This window comes from Pelomonas sp. Root1237 (assembly GCF_001425055.1).
GTDB lineage: Bacteria > Pseudomonadota > Gammaproteobacteria > Burkholderiales > Burkholderiaceae_C > Pelomonas.
Genome location: NZ_LMDK01000017.1, coordinates 94,171 through 117,240, shown reverse-complemented (window position 1 = coordinate 117,240; position 23,070 = coordinate 94,171). Strand labels below are relative to the sequence as shown.

Annotated in this window: 16 protein-coding genes, 26 tRNA genes and 1 pseudogene; 30 read left to right on the top strand and 13 right to left on the bottom strand. The window is 62.1% G+C overall.

Features of this window, described 5'->3' with window-relative positions; all coding sequences use genetic code 11:
• Positions 1–56 precede the first annotated feature (56 nt).
• Positions 57–263 (bottom strand): annotated as a pseudogene (locus ASC91_RS30950) (glutamate-cysteine ligase family protein); the annotation flags it as partial.
• Positions 264–538: 275 nt separating this feature from the next.
• On the opposite strand from ASC91_RS30950, the gene ASC91_RS18485 reads away from it, so the two are divergent.
• Positions 539–1,732, top strand: coding sequence for an elongation factor Tu (locus ASC91_RS18485; protein WP_235532027.1), 1,194 nt, complete (start codon positions 539–541; stop codon positions 1,730–1,732).
• A gap of 163 nt (positions 1,733–1,895) precedes the next feature.
• Positions 1,896–3,503 carry an endonuclease NucS domain-containing protein gene (locus tag ASC91_RS18480; RefSeq protein ID WP_235532026.1) on the top strand — a complete coding sequence of 536 codons (1,608 nt, stop codon included), beginning with the start codon at positions 1,896–1,898 and terminating at the stop codon, positions 3,501–3,503.
• Between the two features lie 425 nt (positions 3,504–3,928).
• Here ASC91_RS18480 and ASC91_RS18475 read toward each other — a convergent pair whose 3' ends face one another.
• Complete coding sequence (locus tag ASC91_RS18475) at positions 3,929–4,306, bottom strand: hypothetical protein (protein ID WP_056199998.1); 378 nt, start codon at positions 4,304–4,306, stop codon at positions 3,929–3,931.
• Positions 4,307–4,972: 666 nt separating this feature from the next.
• Here ASC91_RS18475 and ASC91_RS18470 point away from each other — a divergent pair.
• From ASC91_RS18470 to ASC91_RS18335, 27 genes are all read left to right on the top strand, one after another.
• Positions 4,973–5,048, top strand: a tRNA-Gly gene (locus ASC91_RS18470).
• A gap of 181 nt (positions 5,049–5,229) precedes the next feature.
• A tRNA-Thr gene (locus tag ASC91_RS18465) sits at positions 5,230–5,306 on the top strand.
• A gap of 5 nt (positions 5,307–5,311) precedes the next feature.
• Positions 5,312–5,398, top strand: a tRNA-Tyr gene (locus ASC91_RS18460).
• Positions 5,399–5,438: 40 nt separating this feature from the next.
• A tRNA-Cys gene (locus ASC91_RS18455) sits at positions 5,439–5,524 on the top strand.
• 21 nt (positions 5,525–5,545) lie between these two features.
• A tRNA-Glu gene (locus tag ASC91_RS18450) sits at positions 5,546–5,620 on the top strand.
• A 552-nt stretch (positions 5,621–6,172) separates the two neighbouring features.
• Positions 6,173–6,246: transfer RNA gene (locus tag ASC91_RS18445), tRNA-Thr, on the top strand.
• Between the two features lie 395 nt (positions 6,247–6,641).
• Positions 6,642–6,717, top strand: a tRNA-Trp gene (locus tag ASC91_RS18440).
• 17 nt (positions 6,718–6,734) lie between these two features.
• Positions 6,735–6,809, top strand: a tRNA-Gly gene (locus tag ASC91_RS18435).
• 7 nt (positions 6,810–6,816) lie between these two features.
• A tRNA-Met gene (locus ASC91_RS18430) sits at positions 6,817–6,892 on the top strand.
• A gap of 105 nt (positions 6,893–6,997) precedes the next feature.
• A tRNA-Val gene (locus ASC91_RS18425) sits at positions 6,998–7,072 on the top strand.
• An 11-nt stretch (positions 7,073–7,083) separates the two neighbouring features.
• Positions 7,084–7,159: transfer RNA gene (locus tag ASC91_RS18420), tRNA-Ala, on the top strand.
• A gap of 6 nt (positions 7,160–7,165) precedes the next feature.
• A tRNA-Pro gene (locus tag ASC91_RS18415) sits at positions 7,166–7,241 on the top strand.
• A gap of 222 nt (positions 7,242–7,463) precedes the next feature.
• Positions 7,464–7,539: transfer RNA gene (locus ASC91_RS18410), tRNA-Asp, on the top strand.
• 6 nt (positions 7,540–7,545) lie between these two features.
• Positions 7,546–7,621, top strand: a tRNA-Phe gene (locus tag ASC91_RS18405).
• A gap of 12 nt (positions 7,622–7,633) precedes the next feature.
• Positions 7,634–7,724 (top strand) — tRNA-Ser (locus ASC91_RS18400).
• A gap of 22 nt (positions 7,725–7,746) precedes the next feature.
• Positions 7,747–7,835, top strand: a tRNA-Leu gene (locus tag ASC91_RS18395).
• A gap of 94 nt (positions 7,836–7,929) precedes the next feature.
• Positions 7,930–8,022, top strand: a tRNA-Ser gene (locus ASC91_RS18390).
• A 9-nt stretch (positions 8,023–8,031) separates the two neighbouring features.
• Positions 8,032–8,115 (top strand) — tRNA-Leu (locus ASC91_RS29555).
• A 5-nt stretch (positions 8,116–8,120) separates the two neighbouring features.
• A tRNA-Ser gene (locus ASC91_RS18385) sits at positions 8,121–8,212 on the top strand.
• A gap of 8 nt (positions 8,213–8,220) precedes the next feature.
• Positions 8,221–8,313 (top strand) — tRNA-Ser (locus ASC91_RS18380).
• Between the two features lie 4 nt (positions 8,314–8,317).
• Positions 8,318–8,392 (top strand) — tRNA-Ile (locus ASC91_RS18375).
• Positions 8,393–8,610: 218 nt separating this feature from the next.
• Positions 8,611–8,686: transfer RNA gene (locus ASC91_RS18360), tRNA-Arg, on the top strand.
• A gap of 6 nt (positions 8,687–8,692) precedes the next feature.
• A tRNA-Asn gene (locus ASC91_RS18355) sits at positions 8,693–8,769 on the top strand.
• 7 nt (positions 8,770–8,776) lie between these two features.
• Positions 8,777–8,853: transfer RNA gene (locus ASC91_RS18350), tRNA-Lys, on the top strand.
• Between the two features lie 238 nt (positions 8,854–9,091).
• Positions 9,092–9,167: transfer RNA gene (locus tag ASC91_RS18345), tRNA-His, on the top strand.
• Positions 9,168–9,182: 15 nt separating this feature from the next.
• Positions 9,183–9,268 (top strand) — tRNA-Leu (locus ASC91_RS18340).
• A gap of 75 nt (positions 9,269–9,343) precedes the next feature.
• Positions 9,344–9,907 carry an HNH endonuclease gene (locus ASC91_RS18335; RefSeq protein ID WP_056199995.1) on the top strand — a complete coding sequence of 188 codons (564 nt, stop codon included), beginning with the start codon at positions 9,344–9,346 and terminating at the stop codon, positions 9,905–9,907.
• Positions 9,908–10,018: 111 nt separating this feature from the next.
• Here the strand turns inward: ASC91_RS18335 and ASC91_RS28915 are convergent, their stop codons facing one another.
• From ASC91_RS28915 to ASC91_RS18305, 6 genes are all read right to left on the bottom strand, one after another.
• Positions 10,019–10,672: an energy transducer TonB gene (locus ASC91_RS28915; protein ID WP_082532803.1), complete on the bottom strand. Its 654-nt coding sequence runs from the start codon at positions 10,670–10,672 to the stop codon at positions 10,019–10,021.
• On the bottom strand, positions 10,662–12,740 hold the full coding sequence (locus ASC91_RS18325; protein WP_056199989.1) for a TerD family protein: 2,079 nt from the start codon (positions 12,738–12,740) through the stop codon (positions 10,662–10,664). Before ASC91_RS18325 ends, ASC91_RS28915 begins: the two co-directional genes overlap by 11 nt.
• A 133-nt stretch (positions 12,741–12,873) precedes the next feature.
• Positions 12,874–13,938 carry an RNA 3'-terminal phosphate cyclase gene (gene rtcA / locus ASC91_RS18320; protein ID WP_056201263.1) on the bottom strand — a complete coding sequence of 355 codons (1,065 nt, stop codon included), beginning with the start codon at positions 13,936–13,938 and terminating at the stop codon, positions 12,874–12,876.
• A 51-nt stretch (positions 13,939–13,989) separates the two neighbouring features.
• Positions 13,990–15,207, bottom strand: a complete 1,218-nt coding sequence (locus tag ASC91_RS18315) for an RtcB family protein (RefSeq protein ID WP_056199986.1) — start codon at positions 15,205–15,207, stop codon at positions 13,990–13,992.
• A gap of 13 nt (positions 15,208–15,220) precedes the next feature.
• The gene (locus tag ASC91_RS18310) at positions 15,221–15,991 is read right to left on the bottom strand and encodes a hypothetical protein (protein ID WP_056199984.1); all 771 of its coding nucleotides are present in this window, start codon (positions 15,989–15,991) and stop codon (positions 15,221–15,223) included.
• Between the two features lie 657 nt (positions 15,992–16,648).
• Entirely contained in the window at positions 16,649–18,223 is a 1,575-nt protein-coding gene (locus ASC91_RS18305) for a TROVE domain-containing protein (RefSeq protein ID WP_056199981.1), read from the bottom strand.
• 205 nt (positions 18,224–18,428) lie between these two features.
• Here ASC91_RS18305 and rtcR point away from each other — a divergent pair, with 205 nt between their 5' ends.
• A complete protein-coding gene (gene rtcR / locus ASC91_RS18300) occupies positions 18,429–20,030 on the top strand; it encodes an RNA repair transcriptional activator RtcR (protein WP_056199978.1) in 1,602 nt (533 codons plus the stop codon).
• A 47-nt stretch (positions 20,031–20,077) separates the two neighbouring features.
• Here rtcR and ASC91_RS18295 read toward each other — a convergent pair whose 3' ends face one another.
• The 5 genes from ASC91_RS18295 to ASC91_RS18275 are packed head-to-tail and all read right to left on the bottom strand — an operon-like array spanning position 20,078 to position 23,068.
• Complete coding sequence (locus ASC91_RS18295; RefSeq protein WP_157281793.1) at positions 20,078–20,461, bottom strand: hypothetical protein; 384 nt, start codon at positions 20,459–20,461, stop codon at positions 20,078–20,080.
• Positions 20,462–20,485: 24 nt separating this feature from the next.
• Complete coding sequence (locus ASC91_RS18290; protein ID WP_056199972.1) at positions 20,486–20,977, bottom strand: hypothetical protein; 492 nt, start codon at positions 20,975–20,977, stop codon at positions 20,486–20,488.
• A gap of 9 nt (positions 20,978–20,986) precedes the next feature.
• On the bottom strand, positions 20,987–21,883 hold the full coding sequence (locus ASC91_RS18285; RefSeq protein WP_056199969.1) for an ADP-ribosylglycohydrolase family protein: 897 nt from the start codon (positions 21,881–21,883) through the stop codon (positions 20,987–20,989).
• A 14-nt stretch (positions 21,884–21,897) separates the two neighbouring features.
• On the bottom strand, positions 21,898–22,464 hold the full coding sequence (locus ASC91_RS18280; RefSeq protein ID WP_056199966.1) for an NADAR family protein: 567 nt from the start codon (positions 22,462–22,464) through the stop codon (positions 21,898–21,900).
• Complete coding sequence (locus ASC91_RS18275; RefSeq protein WP_056199963.1) at positions 22,457–23,068, bottom strand: DUF4291 domain-containing protein; 612 nt, start codon at positions 23,066–23,068, stop codon at positions 22,457–22,459. The genes ASC91_RS18280 and ASC91_RS18275 overlap by 8 nt, the downstream gene beginning before the upstream one ends.
• Positions 23,069–23,070 lie beyond the last annotated feature (2 nt).

Genomic DNA, 23,070 nt, shown 5'->3' with positions numbered 1-23,070 from the left:
CCCATCAGGGTGTTAGCCTTCGGACGCCATGAAGCAGCTCCTGACCTCACAACGCGCTCAAACCGCATCGACGACCCGCTATGCAGCGGTGGATTCGCTGCGCGCGGCGTATGACGCAGCACTGCTTCCCTAGAGCTTTTCCATCCGGAGGCTCGGCCTCCTGAGTTCAATGAAACCCGGTAGGCCGCAAGCCACCGGGTTTTGTTTTTTCCGTCGTCCGTTGGAGACCCAGGCCATGAGCCTCGATCGAGATTCGTCCTCATTCCTCGCCGCACGCGCTGCAACCAGCGCCGTGCTGTGCGTCCCCTTCGTGGAGTGGTCCGTGTAGATCCCTCCGGGCCTGCGTGTGCCTGGAGGTCCATCCTTCAGGCGAATTGAAAAAGCCTGCCGGGTGGCCCACACCCCGCAGGCTTTTTTTGTATTCGTCCGCGCAAGCGGGCACACCAGGTCTGGCGCGCGCGCCGACACCCCGCCGATAGGTCCACCTGGCCAGTGGGCCGAACCGGCTTTTCACTCACCAATGAACTGGAGAAACATCATGACCACCAAGGTCCACGTCAACGTCGGCACGATCGGTCACGTCGATCACGGCAAGACGACGCTGACGGCCGCTCTCACCTCCGTGCAGGCCGCACGCTTTGGCGGCCGTGCCCTGTCCTATGGGCAGATCGACAACGCCAAGGAAGAGCGCGAGCGCGGCATCACGATCAACACCTCGCACGTGGAGTATGAGTCGGACAAGCGCCACTATGCGCACATCGACTGCCCGGGCCACGCCGACTACATCAAGAACATGATCACCGGCGCCTCGCAGATGGACGGCGCCATCCTGCTGGTGGACGGCACCGAAGGCGCCGCCCGTCAGACCATCGAGCACGTGCTCCTGGCTCGCCAGGTGAACGTGGGCCACATGGTGGTGTTCGTGAACAAGATGGACCTCGTGCCCGAGAGCGACCGCGCCGACATCGCCGAGCTGATCGAGATGGAGATCGGCGCTCTGCTGGCCACCCATGGCTACACGGAGCCCGCCTTCGTTTTCGGCAGCGCCATGAAGGCGCTGGCCGCCGCTGAACGTGGCGAGCTGGATGGCCCGGACGTGCAATGCATCGTCGAGCTGGTGAACGCACTGGACTCGCGCATCCCTGACCCGGTGCGCGACTACGCCAGCCCGTTCATGATGCCCGTCGAGGCCGTGCACACCATCGCGGGCCGCGGCACTGTCGTCAGTGGTCGTGTTGAGCGCGGCGTGATCCGTGTGGGCGACGTCCTGGAGATCGTCGGGCTCAGCTCGGCCGGCGATGAGCCTGTCGTGGTCACCGGCGTGCAGTCCTTCCACAAGGACGTGGCTGAGGGCCGTGCCGGCATGAACGTGGGCCTGCTGCTGCGCGGCGTCAAGCGTGACGACGTCGTGCGCGGCCAGGTCGTGGTGAAGCCTGGCGCGCTGAAGCCTTACCGCACGGGGCGTGCCCAGATCTTCGTTCTCAGCAAGGACGAAGGCGGCCGCCACACGCCGTTCGGCTCCGGCTACCAGCCGCAGTTCTTCTTCGGCCCGACTGACGTGACCGGCGTCATCAGCGTCGACGCCGAGGCCGGCGTTGTCGAGCCCGGCGCGCAGGCTCTGATCAGCTTCGAGCTGAGCAAGCCCGTCGCGATCGAGAACGGCATGCGGTTCGCCATGCGTGAAGGCGGCAAGACCGTTGGCGCCGGCATCGTGACTGAAGTGCTCGGCTGAAAGGCTGAGCCTTCCCCGCCCCTGTTGCTTGCTTGGCAGGCAGCGGGGGCTCTTTCTTTGCTGCGGGCCTTAACGGAAGCCCCAGGTTGATGCGGTCGACCTAGTGCCGAGGTCATAGGATCGGTGAAGTTCCGAAGATTGAGCTTGCATCATGGGAGTGAAAGTGAATCAGACGCCTGTTCTGGGACTATTCCGAAACGAAGACAAACTTCGTGACTACCTAGCCGCGAATCTTGGACTGATCGAGCCTGGACTGGCGCTGGTTGCTACCAACTATTCGATCAAGAGCATGCAGGGTGCAAACGGCGCCTTGGACATCCTGGCGAAGGACCGCTATGGATGTTTCGTCATCATCGAGGTCAAGAGAAGCGATCAAGCTGCTCGCCAAGCGCTGCATGAGCTCAGCAAGTACATCTCCGCGTTCCTGACTACGCAGCACGTCGACGAGCAGAAGCTGAGGTGCTTTGTCGTCTCTACGCACTGGCACGAGTTGGACACGCCGCTTGCGTTCTTTCGAGCGGCCGCAACGGTCAACGTCAAAGGATTTGAGGTGAGTGCGGAGCAGGGGAGCGTCAAAGTTGATGAGCGAGTCTTGTTGCCAGTGGATAGTCTGCCCAAGCTTTGCCCGGACACGCGCCTTCTTCAAGCGAAGGAAGGAGCGATGTTGTCGGTAGTCAATGACCTGAGGAAAGCATCGAAATTGATCCCGGCAGTTCGCGCTGCACTTCTTCAGTTCGAGCCAGTCATCGGCGAAGAGGACTTGGCGATTTTGTGCATGTGGAGAATTGGTGACGAAGCCATCGATGGTGTGAGCCAGGCCTTGCGGACCGCTGATCTTGATGAAGGCGACGATGTCGAACCTCCGAGCCATCGGTACGAGGGCTGGAAAGAAGAGGCGTCTGTGCTCGATTGGCTGACGAGTCAGTGCAAAGAGGTCGAGTTTGCGTTCGCAACGATGCGGATGGGTACGCCGGAGAAAATCTCGGCAATCCTGGAGACCCGGCCGCTCAAAGAATTGTTCTCAATCGGTGCTTGGCCGAAGAACGACTTGGTGCACGACCTGGCAGAGATGCAGCGGTGTGTTGTCGCACAAGACCTAGGGCCTAGTGCGCCGCGCACGAATAGGTATTTCTTTAACGCCAAGTCCAGTCCGAAAGTGGGTCCTTCGTGGGACTACACGATTCGCGCGTTCGCCGCCTTTGTCGGATTCGAGAGCTTCTGGAGATCCGAGGTTGAACGCTTTCTAGGTCAACTTGACGGCACGCCCGATGTGACGTTCTTTGGGCAAGACGTGCGCCACTTTCAGTTCCGGATTCACCAGCATCTTGATCACAGCGCTGCGCAACTTTCACAGTTTTCGATCGACGTCTCGGACGCTAATGGAAAGAGCATTCGAAAGTTGCTAGGGGGCTGGGCTTGGGACGGCAAAACTTGCCCAACCGATGAAATCGCACAGTTGAAATCGACGTATGGCTCCATCGACAAGTCACGCATGGCCGTGCTCAGTTCCAAAGACGCGCGCCGCTATGAATCAGCTTACCGAGCTCACGGTTTCAACCCTTGGGTCATCGAGCTGGACAAGGTCAAGAACACCGGTGAGCTGATTACGAGTCACCCCGGCCCCAGGCACATTGACGTTGAATGCGGAATTGAGGTTTTCGTCGAGAAGAACCGCGCCTACTGTCAACGAGTTTCAAAGGCCTACGCAGGATTCCCCACCGGTCCGGGCGGGGGTAGGGCGCCGTTGTTCGTTGAGCTAACAGGGGAGTAGCGGGCGCGGCTACGTCGGCTCAAACCGCGTGCGCGGCAGCCAGTAGGCTTCGCGCACGTTCGTCACTTCATGTGGCGTTGCATGCGATCGCCTTGACTCCCAGACCAACGGAGCAAACTCCGGTATGGCTCGATAAGGCCGGTTCGAAATTCAGAGCTAAGTGACGAGCGCTCGGTCGAATACAGAACTGAATGAGACGCCGCGTCAGACCTGCGTGAGCTGAAGCGCGCCAACTGCCTGCCATCCAAGGCCGGGGCCTACGGCGCTAAACGAGACCCAACAATGTCGGTTCTCACTCAAGGCTGACCAGTGCGACGGCCATCCGAGGCGAATGCCGTCGGCCCGTCTAGCGCTTGCGCCCGGCGAAGACGGGGCGAGCTCTAGCCCGCAAAGGCTGCGCCTGGACCTGGACGGAATCTCGCGGCTTAGTCTTTGCGAAATTCCGTCAGCATGCGCCGCAGATCCTTGCGGCCACCGCTGTTCGTCGCGCGATAGACCTTTAGGGCCAAGGCCAAGAATTGCTGTTCCGGTCCGCTGAGTCCTTGAGGCGCGCGCTCAATGTCCAGCCACCCCTGCTCGACGCCGCAGTGCGATTCGATTTGTTTGGCCAGCTTGTGACCGATCGGACGGGCGCCGCTCTTGGCCATCGACCAGGTGGCCCCGCTCACGCCGATGTGCGAAGCCCAGGCCGCTTCCAACCCCTTCGGCGGCTCGCCAGCGCTGATGCGCTCCTCGGCGTACTGCTGAAACAGGCTGTGAGCGTTGATGCGTCGGATCGTAGTGATGTTGGGCGGGCTGGACATCCGGGTCTCGTGGCGCTGCCAGCACGGGGTCGTGCGGGGATCTCGAAGTGTTGCGAAAAGTCTTCACGCATTCTACTTGTGAAGATTTTTCGCAAAACGCTTGACTTCGCAAGTGAACACTCTTCACAATGCAGTTATTCGCTAACCGAAGCGCCGCATTGATCAACATCAGTGCAGCTGCCAAGACGGCTCTATCGACCACTTCAACCTTTTCGACATCAGGACTCAACGTGAAACGCAACCTATTCAGTTCAAGCCAGCGACCCGCCCAGGGTCGGTGCGCCCGCGAACTGGCCCGAGCCAATGGCTTGGGTTGCGTCGTCGCACACGAGATTCTTGATCGGGGCATGGACTCGGTCTGCAGGACACACATCACCCAAACGATGTCGTGGTTCGCAGGATTCGAGTACCAGCCCCCACCGGGAGAGCAGGGCGCTTAGGCGCACCTACTCAGGCTCACAAGAGCCCCTCAACTGAGGCCCGGTATCCGCAAGGAACCGGGCCTCAGTGCTTTGGCCCTCGAAATCAACAAGAGCTTCGGCTCAGACCGCAGCCTGGCAGCTGCCACCGGTGACACCAGTCGCCAGCCCCGATACGGGGCATGCTCTTTAAAAATTTGCCGCGATTCGGACCCACTACTGGGTGGAAGTCCGTCAATCGCACCATGCAGGCGTAGCGCAGTAGGTAGCGCGCAAAGTTGCCAACCTTGAGGTCGTGGGTTCGAACCCCACCGTCTGCTCCATCCCTTGGGCTTCGCCGCCCACGGGGTCATCTCGGGTGTGCCCGCGCACAAGCATCGTTCGGATCCAAGGATCTCGAAGGGTGAGCATGTGCACCAGGGCCGCAGCCGCCGGTGTGCAGCGACCAATGCGCTTCTGCGGAAGCGCGGTGGATCGCGTGTGGACACAGCCGAGATGATGTTTGCCCCCTTAGCCCAGAGGTCTAAGGCACCTGCCTTGTAAGCAGGCGATCGTCCGTTCGAATCGGACAGGGGGCTCCAGTTTTGGAGAGGACGCCTACTCGGTAGGGCACCCGGCTGTAACCCGGAGGTCGGCTCGTTCCGTCCTGGTTCGAATCCAGGTCTCTCCACCAGGATGCCGTAGGCGCAGTTGCGCCTCGGGAAGGGTTCTGACTCGATGTAGCCAAGCGGTCGAAGGCGATGGTCTGCAAAACCGTCTGCGCAAGCACACCTCGGTTCGAATCCGAGCGTCGAGTCCAAGTTTCATCAACGCTCACCCTGCCCCGTTCGACTTCGGGTGAGGTCAGCTGGCTTTCAACCAGCACAGACGGGTTCGACTCCCGTACGGGGTACCAGGGCAACTCAGCCCAGAAGAAGCGCAGTTCTGAAAGCGCGTGAAGGCTTTCAGAACTTCGGTTCCCGGCCGCATGTGGTCGATGAGATAGACCGTGGTGACACGGCACAAAGTCGGGAGACCTGCCTCCCCCGACGCCAGATTGACAGCCCTCGGGCTATCCGTCTGGTCAAGCATGCAAGCTCACCGCGCCCTCGCAAGGGGCGCCTCGCCTACCAGCTGGGCGGGGCAGAGTCGGGACGAGAGCGTCTGGCAAAGGACGAGGGTTCAACGGCCCGCAGCAATGCGGGGAACCGAGGTCTTCGAACAGGTAACGGGTGGTGCCGACCGGCCAGACAAACCAGCTCTCCATCGAATAGCGGAAAGGGTAGTGCGCACAGTCCGAGCCTCGCAAGCAAGGGCGGCGTACAGATCGACTGGAGCGTGGCCACCGCAAGGTGGACGCGAGTCGGGAAGATCGGTCAAGTAGTCCGCGGGACGAACGACACAGCGGCGTGTGGCATTTCGGCCTCCAAAAGGGATCGAAACCACTGGAAGCGCACGCCGCAGCAGGTAGCAGTTAGCTCAGTTGGTAGAGCATCAGACTTGTAATCTGAAGGTCGTGGGTTCAATTCCCACACCTGTCAAACGCAAAGACGCTTCCGGTGTCGCATGAAAGCGGCGTAAGCCTCAGCACCTTCGGGTGAACTGAGGGAGCTCGCGGCTCGCAAGGCCAACAGCTCTCGATGAGATTCCGCATGTCGGGTGTAGCAACCCTCACGGCCCCGCAAGGTCGGCAGTAGGAAGAAGATCGAGTTGTGCGACACGACGAAGGAAATGCCTCCTTCTAAAAAAGGCCGCCGTGCCAGCAGACTGGGGTGCCCGCAAGGGGCCCTGGTGGACGAGTCGGGAAAGAGCGCCGCAAGCGCTCAGATGATCCGACGCAGGTGCTGGTGAACTCTCCCGTAGTCTCAGGGCGAGTTCTGTACTGACTTCGGTCAGCTGCAGAAAGTGCAAGTCGGTCGACGTGCATTTTCTTCAGTTGGTCATTGGCGCAACTGGCAGCGCAGCGGATTCCAAATCCGAAGGTTGAGGGTTCGACTCCTTCATGGCCAGCCAACCATTGTTTCGTTCATGCGGGCCTGGCCGATCGGCTTAGGCACCAGCCTTCCAAGCTGAGTAGAGGGGTTCAATTCCCCTGGCCCGCTCCAGTGCAATTGCGCGGTAGGGAAGCTGGCAACCCGCGGGCCTCATAAGCCCGAGATCGGCGGTTCGAGTCCGCCCTGCGCGACCACATCAACAGGAGGCTCCCGTCGAGATCGCGCTTCGGGATGCCAGAAACCGGCCGCAAATATTGTGCGGACGTCGGAACTCGTCACCGACAACCATGCGCGTAAATGGGTGCTTAGCTCAGCGGTAGAGCGGCTGCCTTACAAGCAGCGGGCCGGCGGTTCGATCCCGTCAGCACCCACCATCACCCTTCATGGGGCCATAGCTCAACTGGGAGAGCGCCTGCCTTGCAAGCAGGAGGTTGTCGGTTCGATCCCGACTGGTTCCACCAAAACTACTCCGTGTAGCGCAGTTGGTAGCGCGCCTGCTTTGGGAGCAGGATGTCGGCGGTTCGAACCCGTCCACGGAGACCACTATCGACAGCGCAGGCAAAAGCTGCGCGGGCGACCTCACCACTGTGCTCCGAGGTGGTGACCCGAAATTCGGAGAAGCCCAGGCCGTGGCCTTGGATGCAGTCAGCACGATAGCTGGCGCTACCCGAGATGCCCGACTCGGCACGCGACGCGAAGCCCGTGAAGAGGTGGAGCGGCCGGACGCAACCCGGTGACTGCCGTCAAAGCGCGGCAACCATTTTTGCCCTCGTAACTCAGCGGCCAGAGTGCCCGCCTGTCTAGCGGGAAGTCGGGAGTTCGATCCTCCTCGAGGGCGCCACACATTGCCTCGATAGCTCAGTGGGTAGAGCGCCGGCCTGAAGAGCCGGGCGTCGCAGGTTCGAGCCCTGCTTGAGGCACCAGACCGAGACCATGGAGCGCTGGCGGAGCGGTCGAACGCGCCAGGCTTGAACCCCGGAATCCGGCTCGCCCGGGTCGTCCGTTCGAATCGGACGCGCTCCCCCATCGACTTTCTCATCCAACTTGAGCCGGCGTGGCGAAACTGGTTCACGCAGCAGGCCCAAACCCTGTCTCCCGAATTCGGGAATGTCGGTTCGATCCCGACCGCCGGCACCAGATCGACGCCCTGACCTGCTAATGCACAGGGTAGTTTCGCGTCATGCATCGCGTCCTGGGATGCAACGCCTGGTCAACCGGCAAGAACAGCCAAGGAGACGTGACCGAGTGGTCCAAGGTCGCTGTTTGGAAAACAGATGGTCGGCGTCGAGCCGACTCACGAGTTCGAATCTCGTCGTCTCCGCCAGTCAACAAGTCCCGGGTGGCTAATGGAAATTTGGTACACCTTCCTGCCTCAGAAGCAGGGCCTCTCTCGGTTCGAATCCGAGCTCGGGAACCAGTCTAGGGTGCATGGCCGAGAGGTCTAAGGCAACCGCCTGCTAAGCGGTCGTCGGCGTCGAGCCGGCGCGCTGGTTCAAATCCAGCTGCACCCGCCACAACTCATGGAAGCGTGCCGGAGTGGTCTAACGGTGCCGCCTCGAAAGCGGATGGCCGACGAAGAGTCGGCACGCGAGTTCAACTCCCGCCGCTTCCACCAGATTGCTCGCATAGCTCAGCGGTAGAGCACCGTCTTGATAAGGCGGCGGCCGATGGTTCGATCCCATCTGCGGGCACCAGTCCAACGGTTTGGATGTCCCAGGTGGGGTGTAGCTCAATTGGCAGAGCACCCGGTTTTGATCCGGGCGGTTGAAGGTTCGAGTCCTTCCACCCTTTCCACCTTGTGACAGTGCTTTGAAGAGCTCAATTGGGGGTTGGCCAAGTCCGGTCTAAGGCGCCGCACTCTGACTGCGGAGATCCTGGGTTCGAATCCCAGACCCCTTGCCAGTTTCACCCTACGACGGTAGCTCAGCTGGAAGAGCACCAGGCTACGAACCTGGAGCGCGCACGTTCGAATCGTGTCCGTCGTACCAGTCATTTCCACCTTAGCTCAGTTTGGTAGAGCGCCCGGCTGTTAACCGGGAGCGCGCGGGTTCGAGGCCAGCAGGTGGAGCCAGTCCATACCCTCGATAGCTCAACTGGCGAGAGCAACCGGCTTTTAACCGGAAGGCTGCGCGTTCAAATCGCGCTCGAGGGACCACTCATTGACTCCTTAATCCGTTCACTCAGTCGGTTAGAGCGACTCGTTCATGAGTTGCGAGTCGCCATCCAAACCCCGGCACGGGTTGTCAAAGTTGTGGCAACACCTCAGCCACCTCGCGCAGTTCTTGGGCCAGATCCCCATTCAACCAACCAAGGTCTGGATGACGGGCCAACGGATCGTTCGAGATGAACTGGCCATGAATCGCGGCCGGCAGCACTTGATGGTCTTACCAGCGGTGTGCGTAGCTCAGTTGGAAGAGCCCGGGATTGTGATTCCCGGAGGCATCGGTTCGAAACCGATCGCACACCCCAAGTCACATCTCCCCACCCCGCCTGGCGGAATCAGGCAGACGCGCGAGCTTGAGGTGCTCGTGCCGTAAGGCGTGCAGGTTCGATCCCTGCGGCGGGGACCAAAGCCGGTTCGACAGAACCAAATCCCGCGCGCAATCGCGCCACCAACGCTGACCATCAGAAAGGAGGAGCCCCCGATGCAGCACGAAGTTCTCCAACTCGACATCACCGGCCTCCCGCAGGCATGGATCTCGGTCGAGGAAGCTGTCGGCCATCTGGCTACCGATTCCGTGGTTTGGACTGTGGGTGAGGCGCCTCTGGCGGTGCTCAGAGGCGGCACCAACTCGCTGACTGGCCTGCAGTCGATCGTTGAAGTGCCGCCCATCATCGCGCTGAGAGGTGCCTCACGGATCAACCTGTTTGATTTGGTGCCCGTCTTTTCCAAGGTCAAGCTGCTTCGGCGCGACCGCCACACCTGCGCCTACTGCACGGAGCTGTTCGATGAACGTGAGTTGACGGTCGACCATATCGTCCCTGAGTCCCGGGGTGGACGCCTCACCTGGATGAACACGATCGCGGCCTGCCGCTCGTGCAATTCCTTGAAGGCCAACCGGACACCTGAGGAAGCCCGCATGCCGCTGTGCTTCATGCCGTATGTGCCAAGCAGACACGAAGACTTCCTGCTCAAGGGACGCAAGATCCGCGTGGACGTCCACGAGTGGCTGGCAGCCAAGCTCCCGCGAGGCTCGCGGCTCGCCTAACCGCAGCAGCAACACATTTCCAGCCTTTGCCCCTCCCGTTCGCGGTGAGGGGCTTTTTCATTTTGTCGTGCGAGCCCTCAGTTCAGCCGTGCTGGCCAGACGCATGGATCGTCAATCAGGGCTCGTTCTCGGTTTGTAGTCAAACGGCACTGTGATGACCATTCGATCGAAGCGATTCGCTATTTCAGGTGGAAAGCTCTCAAACGGTTCCAGTTGCTTAAGAAGCCGGATGGAATGCTGAGAGAGTGCACTCGAGGTGGATTGGGCAATGTCTATGCGCTCTATCTTGCCTACCGGTGTAAGCGCAAAGCTCACTACGACTCTCCCATGCAGCGACTTGCCGTTGGCCTTCGGAAAATCGGCATCGCCTTGCCGCTCAACACGGCGTTGAACACGCTCGAAGTACGCGCGGAGAGCAGGGTCATCAGTCATGGCCGTAACGTAACGAGTACGGCCTTCGGCCCGCATTCGTTCTTCGACTTCAGACAGCAGGAGCTCCAGTTGCGCGCGGCGATCTCGATCGCGAGCACTCTGCGTTGAAGTAGAGCCCGTCGATAAAGACGCCAATTCGCGCTTCAGCTGTTTGAGAAGGCGCTCTTGTTCCGCTTTAAGTCGGGCGATCTCCTGTTTCTGTTCGCTCGTCGCCGTGTTTGGAAGTTCGAGGCGCGTGCTGGCAGAAGCGCTTTGCGGAAGTGCCAATTCAAACCAAAGCGTGGCGCAAATTACGAATACAACGGACCAACCGTTCAGACGCTTACTGAACATAGTCTGACCTGATCAAGTCACCATCCAGCGGCGTGACAGTGCATCCACGCGTCGTTCCGAAGCAGGCATCGGCGCCCTCGGGGCTGTCTACGATCGTGCCGCGTGCCCTCGCGTGTAGCGATAGCAGCGTATGCATGTCGGGCTTCACCATTTCATGGAGCGCGCGCAGCATCAACGACACGCCGGCCAGATTGCTCGCCACGCTGTTGGCGAAGCGCGGATGCTCTTGCAATGCAATGTCCGCCCACAACACCTCGCGCCGTTGCAGGTCCAGCACCAGCGGTAGGCTGATGTGCGCGTCAGAAGCCAGGTCCACGCGATCCACCACGGTGCGAGCCTCGAAAGGCTCGCCCGAGTTCAGGTTCGTGCGCAACATCCAACCCGCGAAACACTCCGGGAGATCACAGTAGGCCTGGCCCGAGTAGCTGTTGACGCACATCATCACGAACCGCACGCCGCGGGCGCGCAGCATCTGCAGGTCCAGATCAATGAACTCGGCCGCGCCCTTCGGGGCATCGACGATGTCGCCACTGTGGTGTGCACCCCAGCTGCGCAGGTTGTAGAACGCGACCGTGTCCATGTAGCGGTAGTCATCGCCGTACAGCACCACGGAGAGGTCGATGTCCACCCGCGACCGGCCGTTCATCCACCAAAGGAAGAGCCGGATGAAGCCGCCGTCGGGCACGGAAATGCGACTGCCACGCGCAAAGGTACGCAGCGTCTTGGACGCTGCGCGTTGTGCCAACGGCACGACGTAGCTCGCCAACGCCGGATCCACGTAGCAGCGTCCCAAAGGCGGCAACTGCGCGAAGCGCGCCAACAGCGCCTCCTCGCAACCCCGCACCACCCGTTGCCCGATGCGTTCGTCGATGGCTGCACGGCGATCCCGCAGCGCGAACACCTTGGCGACCTCGCCCTTGGGAAAGAACACGCGCAGGCGCCCCTTCTCAGCGCGCGCCTTGAAATGCGCGAGCACCTGCAGCAGCACGGCAGTCGACACGCGCGGCGCCAACTCGGCAAAGCGTTTCAGCAACGCCTCGGGCTCGCCGCTCTTGCGTAGCAGTACGTCCAGCCGGCGAGCGTATTCACCCGGGCGCGCCTCCAGCGCTTGAGCCGCGCCGGCAACGTCGCCTGTGATCAAGGCTTGCTCCACGCGGCTGTTGAAGCTCGTGAAGGGCAAGCCGTCGCGGATCACCGTAAATGCTGCAACCGTCTTCGGGTAGCGCTCGGCGTGCTCTCCCGGATGCAGTCGCTCGCCCAGGCGCTTGAATTGCTCCACGCGGCGACGCATGTCTTCCGTCAGGCCGCCACAGCCCTCCAGCAGGGCGAGCAGCAGCCGCCGTTGACGGCGCGGAAAACGGGCGAAGCGCGAAGGTGCAGCCAGCGACACATCACCGCCGGACAAACCCACGGCCAGGCGCAGCACGTCGGTCGCAGTGCGGAAATGTGTTTCGACGAAGTGCTGCGTGCGCTCGTCCTCCTCCACATGCAACACCAACTGGGCGCCCAGCAAAGCCAGGTTCTCCTTGAACGAAAACTTGGCTGGTAGCAGACGGAAAACGTCGGCACGGTACTGGCACACGAACCAAGTCAGGTCGGCTTGATCCTGCGCGGACAGTGATGCCGCCGATCCCGCGAGCCGCGTGCAGATGACCTCGAAGTCCTCCACCGATCCGAGTTCCACAACGCGCGGGGCGCGGTTGTGCAGCAGCGGCGGGCGCTGCTCGTCCGTGGCCGGCAACCGGCGCAGGCTCACGTAGTGGCTCACCGCGTCGAGGTACAGCTGCGCCTCTGTCAGCGCCATCACCTGTGTTGGGAAGCCGGGGTGCAATGGCACATGCTGGCGGTGCGCGCCCACGAGCTTGCGCATCTCCTGCGTTGCATCGCGTAGAAGTCGCGCTACTTCCTCGGGTGTCAGTGTGGACAGGCGCGAAACCACTTCATCGGCCAGCACGAAGCCCAGCGGCTCAAGCTCCTTGAGCATCGTCGCCATCTGCTGTGGCGTGACGCCGCCCGTTCCCGGGTGCACATGCAGCCGCGATCGACGGCGCAGGTAGATCTCGTTCATCGTCTCCTCCCTGGAAACAAGATCGCCTGCCAGAGGCAGGCGATGAGCGGAAAGCGGGGACCCTAGGTTCAGATGTTTTAGAAGGAAGGACCCCCATAGCCGCTCGAAAACAATATCTCAGTCGCAATAGCTCCTACAACAGGGATTGCCCGACTGATGGGTCAGCAACCTGCACCTTGACTGAGAAGCCGCCAGCGATTGCCGCGGTTGAGAACTTCACCGGCAAAAACCGCTCGATCACGTCGAAGTTCGTTGTTGCATGAGGCGTCAGCTCCGTACAGGTGTACGACGCCTCGCCCCCACGCCGCCACACGGCAAGCGCTAGTGGCAGTGCCCACTGGTCGGCCAGATGAGGCCCGAGCACGGCTTCACTGACTTGGTATGCCCGCACCTCGCGCACGACATCGCGCGCGACCTGTTCGGCGCTGACACCCTTCTCGCCAAACGCGGTGAAGACTTCGCAGACGTTTTCATACACCAGCGTCGCCAGAAGCGCATTGCCAGGTCCTTCGTTCTGGCGGCTGGCTGCCTCGCGCAGCTGGTCGTCACCCCAGCCAAGGTCAGCGCCCAGTTGCTGCAGCTCACGCCGAGCCACCGAGCGCGGCAGCGCCGGCGCGAAGCATTCGGCGTAGCTCTCAAGCTTGGCGCCACGTTCATTCAAATCGAAAGCCTGCAGCCGGTCGCCGGCGGGCCAGATCTTGACTTCGATCTCGCCTCCGCCGGCCGGGTAGAAGCCCAGGCGACGCAGTTCGAGTTCGACCTCCGCGCCGAGCTTGCGCAGCAGCGGCGCATAGCTGCGCTCCAGGAAGTGGAAGGGCGGCGCCATGGGGTTGTGCGTTCCGCCCCCGAGCTTCAACTGGCTGGGTTCATCGGCCAGCATCAATGCCGGCCAGACGGTCTGCAGCACGAGCGTGCAGCTGCCCGCCGTGCCGACATTGAAGGTGTAGTCGCCCGCGCGCACCTGGCCTGGTGTGAAGCTCAGCGATTGCGAATTCAGCTCAGCGCCCTGGACCTCGGCGCCGCAGATCTCAGCCGCGGCGTTCACGCAAGTCAGGTGCTGGCGCATCAGGCCGGGCTTGGCGCGGCCAGCGCGGATCTTGTTCAGCGCGAAGGGCTGGCCCGTGCACATGGACAGGGCCAGTGAAGTCCGCAGGATTTGTCCTCCGCCCTCACCGACGGAGCCATCAATCTCGATCATGTTTTTCTCTTCTTGTTCTGAGATGGGTGAGGGCGCGAGGCCCTCACCCATCTATCCCTTCACGCACACGACCTGCTTCAGGGTGTGCACCACTTCCACCAGGTCGCTCTGCGCAGCCATCACCGCGTCGATGTCCTTGTAGGCCATCGGGATCTCGTCGATGACGTCGGCGTCCTTGCGGCACTCGACGCCCTCGGTTGCCTTGACCTGGTCCTCGATGGTGAACATCTTCTTGGCCTTGGTGCGGCTCATGACGCGACCCGCGCCGTGGCTGCAGCTCTCGAAGCTTTCCGGGTTGCCCAGGCCGCGAACGATGTAGCTGCGCGCGCCCATGCTGCCCGGGATGATGCCCATCTCGCCGCGCTTGGCGCTCACGGCGCCCTTGCGCGTCACGAACACATCCTGGCCGAAGTGGCGCTCCTGCTGCACGTAGTTGTGGTGGCAGTTCACCGCCTCGACATGGGCCTCGAAGGGCTTCGTGATGACCGAGCGCACGGTGGCGATCAGGTTGGCCATCATCACCTCGCGGTTCTTCATCGCGAACTTCTGGGCCCAGGACACGCCGCGCACGTAGTCGCCGAAGTACTGGGCGCCTTCCTCGAAGTAGGCCAGGTCCTTGTCCGGCAGGTTGCGCATGTTTCGCTCCGCGTCCTTCTTGGCCAGCTCGATGAAGTGCGTGCCGATGGCATTGCCCACGCCGCGCGAGCCCGAGTGCAGCATGAACCAGACGAAGCCGACCTCGTCGAGGCAGACCTCGATGAAGTGGTTGCCGGTGCCCAGCGTTCCCAGGTGCTTGCGGTTGTTGGTGTTCTTCAGGCGCGGGTGCAGCTCGCACAGCGCATCGAACTCGTCCACCAGCGTGGCCCAGACCTGGTCCACCGTCTCGGGCGGGTTCTCCCAGCTGCCGGGGTCACGACCGCGGTGCTTGGGCGCCGAGCCGTGCGGCACAGCCTTCTCGATGGCCGAGCGCAGCGGGCCGAGGTTGTCCGGTAGGTCTTCGGCGCGCAGCGTGGTCTTCGCGGCCATCATGCCGCAGCCGATGTCCACCCCCACGGCGGCCGGGATGATGGCCTTCAGCGTCGGAATCACCGAGCCGACGGTTGCGCCGATGCCCAAGTGCACGTCGGGCATAGCCGCGATGTGCTTGAACACGATGGGCAGCTTGGCGGCGTTGGCGAGTTGCTGCTTGGCCTCGGGCTCCACGGGGACGCCTTGCGTCCACATCTTGATGGGCACGCCGCCTTCGGGTTGTTCGATGTTGTAGTTCATGGTTTGGTTCTCTTTACTCGATCAGGTTGTCGAAGACAGCATCGACAAGGAGCTTGAACGGCATGCGTCCACTGTCGGGCTGGTTCTCAACCAGGTTCAGAAAGTCGGGGCGCATCAGCTTGTCAGCGAAGATGTTGCGGTGAGCCGGGGCCAGCATCCATTGGCGGATGCTCTGCCGAAACTCGATGCGATCTTGCGCAAAGGCGTTGGTGACCTCTCGGTCCTCCCAGAAGTGCCAGTAACCGGCTTCGACATAGTGCACCGTCGACCACGGGTCCTGGCAATGCAGCCAATAGTCCAGTAGCGGTGGCGGGTCAAACCCACCGATATGGAACATCAGCAGCACGGTCAAGGCGTCTTCGAGCGGACGCTGGTCACGGGATGCCAGATGGCCGGCGAAGTAGTTGATCGCGAACCGATTGAGCACTTCGCGTTCAGCTTCATTGAAGGTTTGAGGCGGGCAGCGGCCGACGCGGTCCAGGTAGAGCTCGGTGGAGTGGTGCACGTCTTCCCCATGAGCGATCAGCTCGAGCAGGCGCGGCAGAAAGTACAGGACCTCCCATACGGGCTGCACCTCGCCTTTGGCGGCGGTGTTGTACTCATAGAAATGCTCTCGGGTGAGCCTGCGCAAAGGCAGCTTGCGCATTTGCTCCTCCAGCGTGGGGCGCATACAGCAGGGACATGCGTCGAGCTGCACGGTGGGCGCCCGGTATCGACCGAACACCTTGTAGGCGTCGGCGATGACGGCATCCACGGATTGCGGGTCAATTGCTGCGAGGCTCATGATGATTGGTCGATCAAAGAAGAGGGGTGACTAGGTTTGATGAAACATTTGCTCCGCCATCCATTGCTGGACCGGGACTTGAACCCGGGCGCTCTGTGATCACTCACAGAGCACGCAGCTTTCGCCGCGTGCGTCTACCTGTAGTTCCATCTGCATTCACCGCAAAAGCGGGTGATGCCCCGCTGCGACAAGGATTGGTGAAACGTCGTGCTCTACCAACTGAGCTACGGTCCCCCTGATTTGGGACCGGCGGGACTCGAACCCGCGACCACGAGATTAAGAGTCTGTAGTTCCACCTGCATTCGCAGCAAGGCATCTCAAAAAAGCGCGACAAGAGGGGCAAGACACTGCCATGCCGGTTTCCCGGTTGGGGATTCGAACCCCCGGCGTTCCAGATGTAGTCCTGCCAGCATTCGCGCAAAAACTGATGGCCCCCGCGTGGCGACAAACAGTCGGTGAGACACGCTCTATGTAGTCCCACCTGCATTCGCCACGCGACGACGCGTGTTCTGTTGTGAGGTTGGTGCCCCAGGCGACGAGAGTTGCAAGAGCGGCCTACGGGTTCTCCGTTGCAGGCTTGCGGGCCCACGCGGCCAAAGGTGCTGTACTCCTGCAGGCATTCGCCTGGGACACCGTCCAACTTGATGTGTCGCGGCCTTACTGCGCGGCCAACGACACGTTTTCGATTTCACCGACCCAGTGCTCGGCGTCCATCTTGCTGGTGGCGAAGTTCGCCACCATGGTGAACACCGCGTCCGAGAAGCCGCCGACATTCATGATGTCGTGCCGTTCCGCGGCCTGCGTGGTCGCCGTCGGCTGGATGTCGATGCAGACCAGGCGCGCCTTCGGGTTGCGCTGCTTCAGCACTTCCCACTCGCGCAGGGTCTGCGTCGCACCGCGCCGATTGGCGTCGACCCAGGACTCGTTGTCCGAGACCAGGATCACCAGATCCACCTCTGCACCCTGCCGGTTCAGCAGAGCCAGCGGCGCGCTGCAGTTGGTACCGCCGCCACCGATCTTGGCCAACGCCTGGGCGTTGGTCATCACGGAGTCGCGAGCGTTCAGCGACAGCTTCACCACATCCTGCTCGAACGGCAGCACGCGGGCCTGCGGGTTCTTGCGCAGCACCGCAGCGGCCACCAGGGCAGCCACGTCGATGCAGCGCACGCTGGAGGTTGCCGAGCCGCGGTAGCCGGTCACGGACGAGCTCATCGAACCCGACACGTCAGGGCACACCACGACACGACCTGCCAGGGCCGGCACGTTGGCCAGCGACAGCTCCATCGCATCCTGCAGCGCATCGCGAACCTGGGCAGGCACCGACTCGCCGGCCGCCATGAAGGCGGACATCAGCTGGTACGGCATCACTCGAGCCTTGGCCACCGCTTGTGCGTCGTTCAGCTTGGCGGCGACCACCTCGGCCATGCCGGGGAGGTCGAACACGCCGTGCCGGGCAAAGGTGTTCAAGTTCTGACGCACCATCTGCCACGAGCCCGAGCGAGCGATCTGGGCCCATTGAGCCGAGTTCAGCGCCAGCGCGGTCAGCATCTGGAACGGAACGTCGGGCACCTCGGTGGCCACGCCCTGGGCGCTTTCGCGCTTGAAGCGTTCGAACGCCTGGGTGATGGGTGGCAGGGCCGCTTCGTCAACCGGCTTGCCGATCAACCATGCGAACCACGCCGCACGCCAGGCCTCTGCAGGCTTGGGGTGAACCATCTTGACCACGTCGGCCAGCGAAGGCGTGTTGCCTACCGCCGCGTTCAGTAGTTGCTTCTCGGTGGCCGTCAGCAGCCAGTGTTGCACCAGCTTCTTCGGGCGGGAACCCAGCGACTTGCGACCCACAGAGCCGCTACGCAGGATCTGCACGAAGTTGCGCAGCATCTTGCCGTTGTCGACGACGCGAGAGAACACTTGGCTCAGCAGCGCGACGTCGCGAACGGCCAGGGTGGCCGCCAGCAGAGCCGGCATGTCCTTCATGTGGCCCGATTGGCGACCATAGATCGCGGTCTTGGCAATGAAGGCGGGTTCCAGCTTCTGGGTCAGCGTCAGAACTTGGTCGAGTTGGTCCTCGGCGTTGGCGTAGAAGGACCGGCTCAGGCAGCCCGTGGCCGCCAGTTGCGCCAGTTGATGCTTGGCGCTGAAGGCGTAGGCCGGAGCTTGGTGAGCGTTGCGCGCCGTGGCTGCGGGCAGCAGGGCGCCTTTGATCGTGTGGAAGAGCTGCGTGTTGACCATGAGGTTCTCCTCGTTGCATTCAACTTGTTGTTCGTGCTCTCTTCATTGCAACGGGTGTGCCAGGTCTGCGGTTCGGTCCTTGGAATATTCGCAAGCAATTGATTTGAAACGGAAAAATCTTTGATGCCGTGCCTTGTGACTGCCGTAAGACCTTGGCAAATTCCTGTGAAACTAGACTATTGGCTAGTCAGGTATCAATTTGGATATGACCAAGAAGAACGTCGTCATCGGATTTATGGGCACCCAGCTGGATTCGGGGCAGGGGGCGGGCCGCTGGGAGAAGTGGCGGCCGACGATCTCGTTGGTGCAGCACGAAGACACGCTCATCGACCGGCTGGAGCTGCTCTATTCGAGAAGGCACGAGGCACTGGCCCAGGTCCTGGTGCGCGATATCGCCAACGTGTCGCCCGACACGGCCGTCAATCTGGTGCCCATGGAGGTGATGGACCCCTGGGACTTCGGCGAAATGTACGCGGCCCTCTACGACTGGGCGCGCAGCTACCGCTTCGATCCAGCGCACGAGCAGTACTGGGCACACATCACCACCGGCACGCACGTCGCCCAGATCTGCATGTTCCTGATGGTGGAGTCGCGCTTCATCCCCGGCGTGCTGTTGCAGACGGCGCCGCCGAAGAAGCAGCAGAGAGACAACCCAGGCAGCTACACGCTGATCGATCTGGACCTCTCGCGGTATGACGTGCTGGCCCAGCGCTTCAGCCAGGCCCACGCGGAGGCGCTGGAGTTCCTGAAGAGCGGCATCCCCACCCGCAACAAGCGCTTCAATGCCCTCATCGAGGAGATCGAGCGGGTGGCCGTGCGTTCACAAGCGCCTGTCCTGCTGACCGGCCCGACGGGTGCAGGCAAATCGCACCTGGCGCGGCGCATGTTCGAACTCAAGAAGTCGCGCCACCAAGTTCAGGGCGACTTCGTCGAGGTGAACTGCGCCACGCTGCGTGGCGACGGCGCGGCGTCAACGCTGTTCGGCCACAAGAAGGGTGCATTCACTGGCGCCGCGGCCGACAGGGCAGGCTTGCTGCGCACGGCGCACCAGGGCGTGCTCTTCCTCGACGAGATTGGTGAACTGGGCCTCGACGAGCAGGCCATGCTGCTCAAGGCGGTGGAAGAGAAGCGCTTCTTCCCGATGGGTAGCGACCGCGAGGTCAGCAGCGACTTCCAGCTGATCGCTGGCACCAACCGCGACCTGCGCATCGATGTCGCGCAGGGTCGGTTTCGGGAAGACCTGTTCGCCCGCATCAACCTCTGGGCCTACACGCTGCCGGGCCTCGCACAGCGGCCCGAGGACATTGAGCCCAATGTCGACCACCTGCTTGCTCGCTACGTGGCCGAGTCGGGCCGGGCGGTCCGGTTCAACGCCGAGGCCAAGGCCGACTATCTGCGCTTCGCCAAATCCGCCAGCGCACTTTGGAGCGGCAACTTTCGCGACCTGCTGGCCAGCGTGACACGGATGGCCACGTTGGCAGATGGCGGGCGGATATCAACCGGGCTGGTCGAGGCCGAAATCCAGCGCCTTCAGTGGCTGTGGCAGCCAGCGGACGAGTCCAAGTCGGATGTCCCGCTCGACGAAATGCTGCCTGAAGGCGCGGCAGAGGAGCTGGATCTGTTTGATCGCCTTCAGCTGGAAGCTGTTGTGCGTGTGTGCCAGCAGGCGCAAACCCTGTCCGATGCTGGCCGCCGGTTGTTTGATCGGTCGCGAAAGCAACGCGCCGTCATCAACGATGCCGACAGGCTGCGCAAGTACCTAATGAAGTTTGGGCTGACGTGGGAGATGGTGCGGCGACAGGGCTGAAGCGACAGCCGCAAGCTTCTGCTTATCGGCAGGAGGCTGCCGTCGCGTCAACGTCTCTTGAACGGGAGCGGCCAGTGCTCCAACCCTTCGAGGCCGTATTCGTGCAGATGGGGGTCGGGGCTCTCGGCCATCTGCTCGAGCGCCACGCGGGACTCGTGGGTCGCAATGCGGGCGAGCGCGTATGCGCACTTCCGTTGGAACTCGTGAAGGTTCCCCCATTCCTCGATGTAGCGGTACGGGCTAGTTGCCGCCCTCGCAATCGCTGACACAGCGCTTGGTGAACCGATAAGCCCCAGCTCGAAAACAATGTCCTCGTGGCGCTCGTGTCCGGCCCGACCAAGTAGCTCAATGAGGAAGGGTGCGCGAGCGTCGCCTTCTTGGAGCGCATCCAGCTCATCGGTCAACTCTTCAACGCTTCGTTGTTTGTCCATCTCACGACCCGAGATCGCCGGTTCCTATTTGCCCCGTCTGGGCGTCCATCTGACACTCTGGGCGTGAGGTAGGACTCCTGTCCCGTCGTTGACGGCCGAGACTTGGTTCCCCAGGCATTCAAGCAGCGCAACCAGGCAACCTACGCCGCCGAATGGATAGCTCTCAGGTTCGAATGTCAGATAGCACTTGCTGCCCTCGGTCGCAACGCCCGTGATGTCAAATTCGGCGCTTGCGATCGACTCCACCATTGACCCGAAACTCCAGCCTGGAGTTGGCATGTTCGGAGAGTGGCGTTGTGGCAGCGGTGTGGAAAACCAGAAGGCGTTCCACTCCTGCAGTTCTTCGGGATTCGGCTCCCAGAAGAACGCGCGCTCCGATGCGCTGAGCTCCTGGGCCATTTGCTTCTCATCGAGCGCGTCATCCCGCTTGAGCGCCGCCACATGGTTGACGCACGCAATAGTGCGCAGCAGGGATGATTCATCCGGCGAACTGAACTCGACAAAACATCCCTGCATATGGTTCCTTCAGAGCTGTCGCCACAGTGAGTCCGCGAAGCCCGCGATCTCTCGCGCAAGATGCAGGCGATCAAGCCAAGCCGTCGGAATGCCAGCTGCACCATAGGTGGCGCCGGCGAGCTGGCCCACGATGGCGCCGGTTGTGTCGGCGTCATCGCCAAGGTTCACGGCTTCGAGCACGGCGTCGCGGAAGTTGTCGTGCCTGGCATAACACCAGAGTGCGGCTTCCAGGCTGTCCACGACATAGCCGCTGCCCCTGATTTGTTCAACCGGCTTGGACCCGTGATCGGCTGCTGCGAGCGCTCGAATCTTGGTGCTTTCGATAGGCAGGCCGACAAGATCCAGCACTTCCGTCTTCGGCAGACCGCGCAACGCTCGACTCAGGGCCACAGCAAACACCCGGCAGGCGTCCAGACATTCCGCGGCGGCGTGGGTCGTCTGCGAACTGAGCGCCGCCATGTCCTGGACCACTTGCTCGTCGTGACCGAAGCGCAGCGCAATGGGAGCCAGTCGCATGAGGGAGCCGTTGCCCGCAGCTTCTGGGTCCGAAGACCCCGCGAGAGCCTCGCCGGTCAGCAGGAACTGGTGGATGGCGCCCTTGGTCGTGATCCCGATGTCGAAGCAGACGCCTGTTGAACTCCAATAGCCCCATTCGTACCAGTTGGCGTAGCGGGCCATCTGATCTGCCGGATCGCAGCGGCCGGTCTGGATCAGACTCTCTGCCAGGCAGAGCGCCATTGAGGTGTCGTCGGTCCACTTGCCCGGCGCCAGCGAGAAGGGGCCGCCACCCAGCATGTCGGTCACCGGTGCAAAGCTGCCCCTCGGCATGAATTCCACGGTGGTGCCGACCGCGTCGCCGCAGGCCAGTCCCAGCAACGCGCCCCGGTATCGATCAATGGCGTCCATCGTTGTCGTCCGATTCAGTCGGATGCCAACCGGGCGCGCACTTCCATCAGCGCGAAGCCCAGCAGGTTCAGGCCACACCACGAGCGCGGCTCCAAGGCGCGTTCATCGTTCGCTGCCAGGCCAATCCCCCAGATGCGGTCCACGGGACTAGCCTCGACGAGCACGCGGTCACCAGTGGTGAGCAGGTAGTCCCGCAATGCCTGGTTCTGCGAGAACTTGGCCTCATTGGCGCGGACAACGATGTCAAAACGCGCCTGCTCCCAAAGCGCATCGTCGAACCCCTTCACGCCGCGCCCCAGCTTCTTCGCCTCTGCGGGCGTTCTGGCTGCCAGGATGCTGGCGCGGGTCTCCACGTCGCCGAATAGGCGGGCCTTCTCGGCCATCATGAAGTGTTCGGCCGTCAGGTAGGTCTGGCCGTCGGCATCGAAGCTCGCCTCGAACCACTGACTGAAGCAGCCCTTGCCGATGGAACCGTCGGCGTTGGGCTGGTGTCCCCAGAAGAGCACGTACTTCGGCTTTGCGCCGGCTTCAAGCGCACGCAGCAGGTCTTCGACGGTGCGGAGATTCAAGATGTCAGTCATGGTGCTGCCGTTGATACACGTGCTCAAGCGGGGTTATCAGTTGCGGGTTGTCGTCCTGGGCGTACTGGCGCTGTTCGGCGACAAAGTCGGTCATGTCGATGACCTCCATCAGTTCGGTCGTCGCGAACGCACGCAAAAGGTTGCCGCGCAGTCCGAGCTGGATGGCACGACGCGGCAGCTTGGCGCCGCTGGGCGCATGGTCAGGATCCCACTGCCGGCGCACTTCGGAGGTGGCGACGGCGTCCTGCCAATCCTGCTGGGTGGCGTAGCGCGTCGGATCGAAGGACGACGACACCGCAGCGTCGAGCAACTTGTCGAAGAAGGCCCGACGGATGCGCAGGCCCAGGATGACTTCTTGCCCCTCCTTCATGCCCCAGCCGCAGCGGTACATCATCCACAGAAAGTTGGGCTTCACCCAGCTCATGCGGTTGAAGCTGTAGTCCGGACCACCGAAGTGCCCATGCTCGATGGCGTAGCGACCAATGGACGGGCGATAGGCCTGATAGACGACAACGCTGGTGTTGTCATGGTGGGCAAGGATGTGCTCGCCTTGTTCGGGCCATTCGGTAGCTTGTTGCAGGTGGGGAGCGGTTGCGATTTTCATGT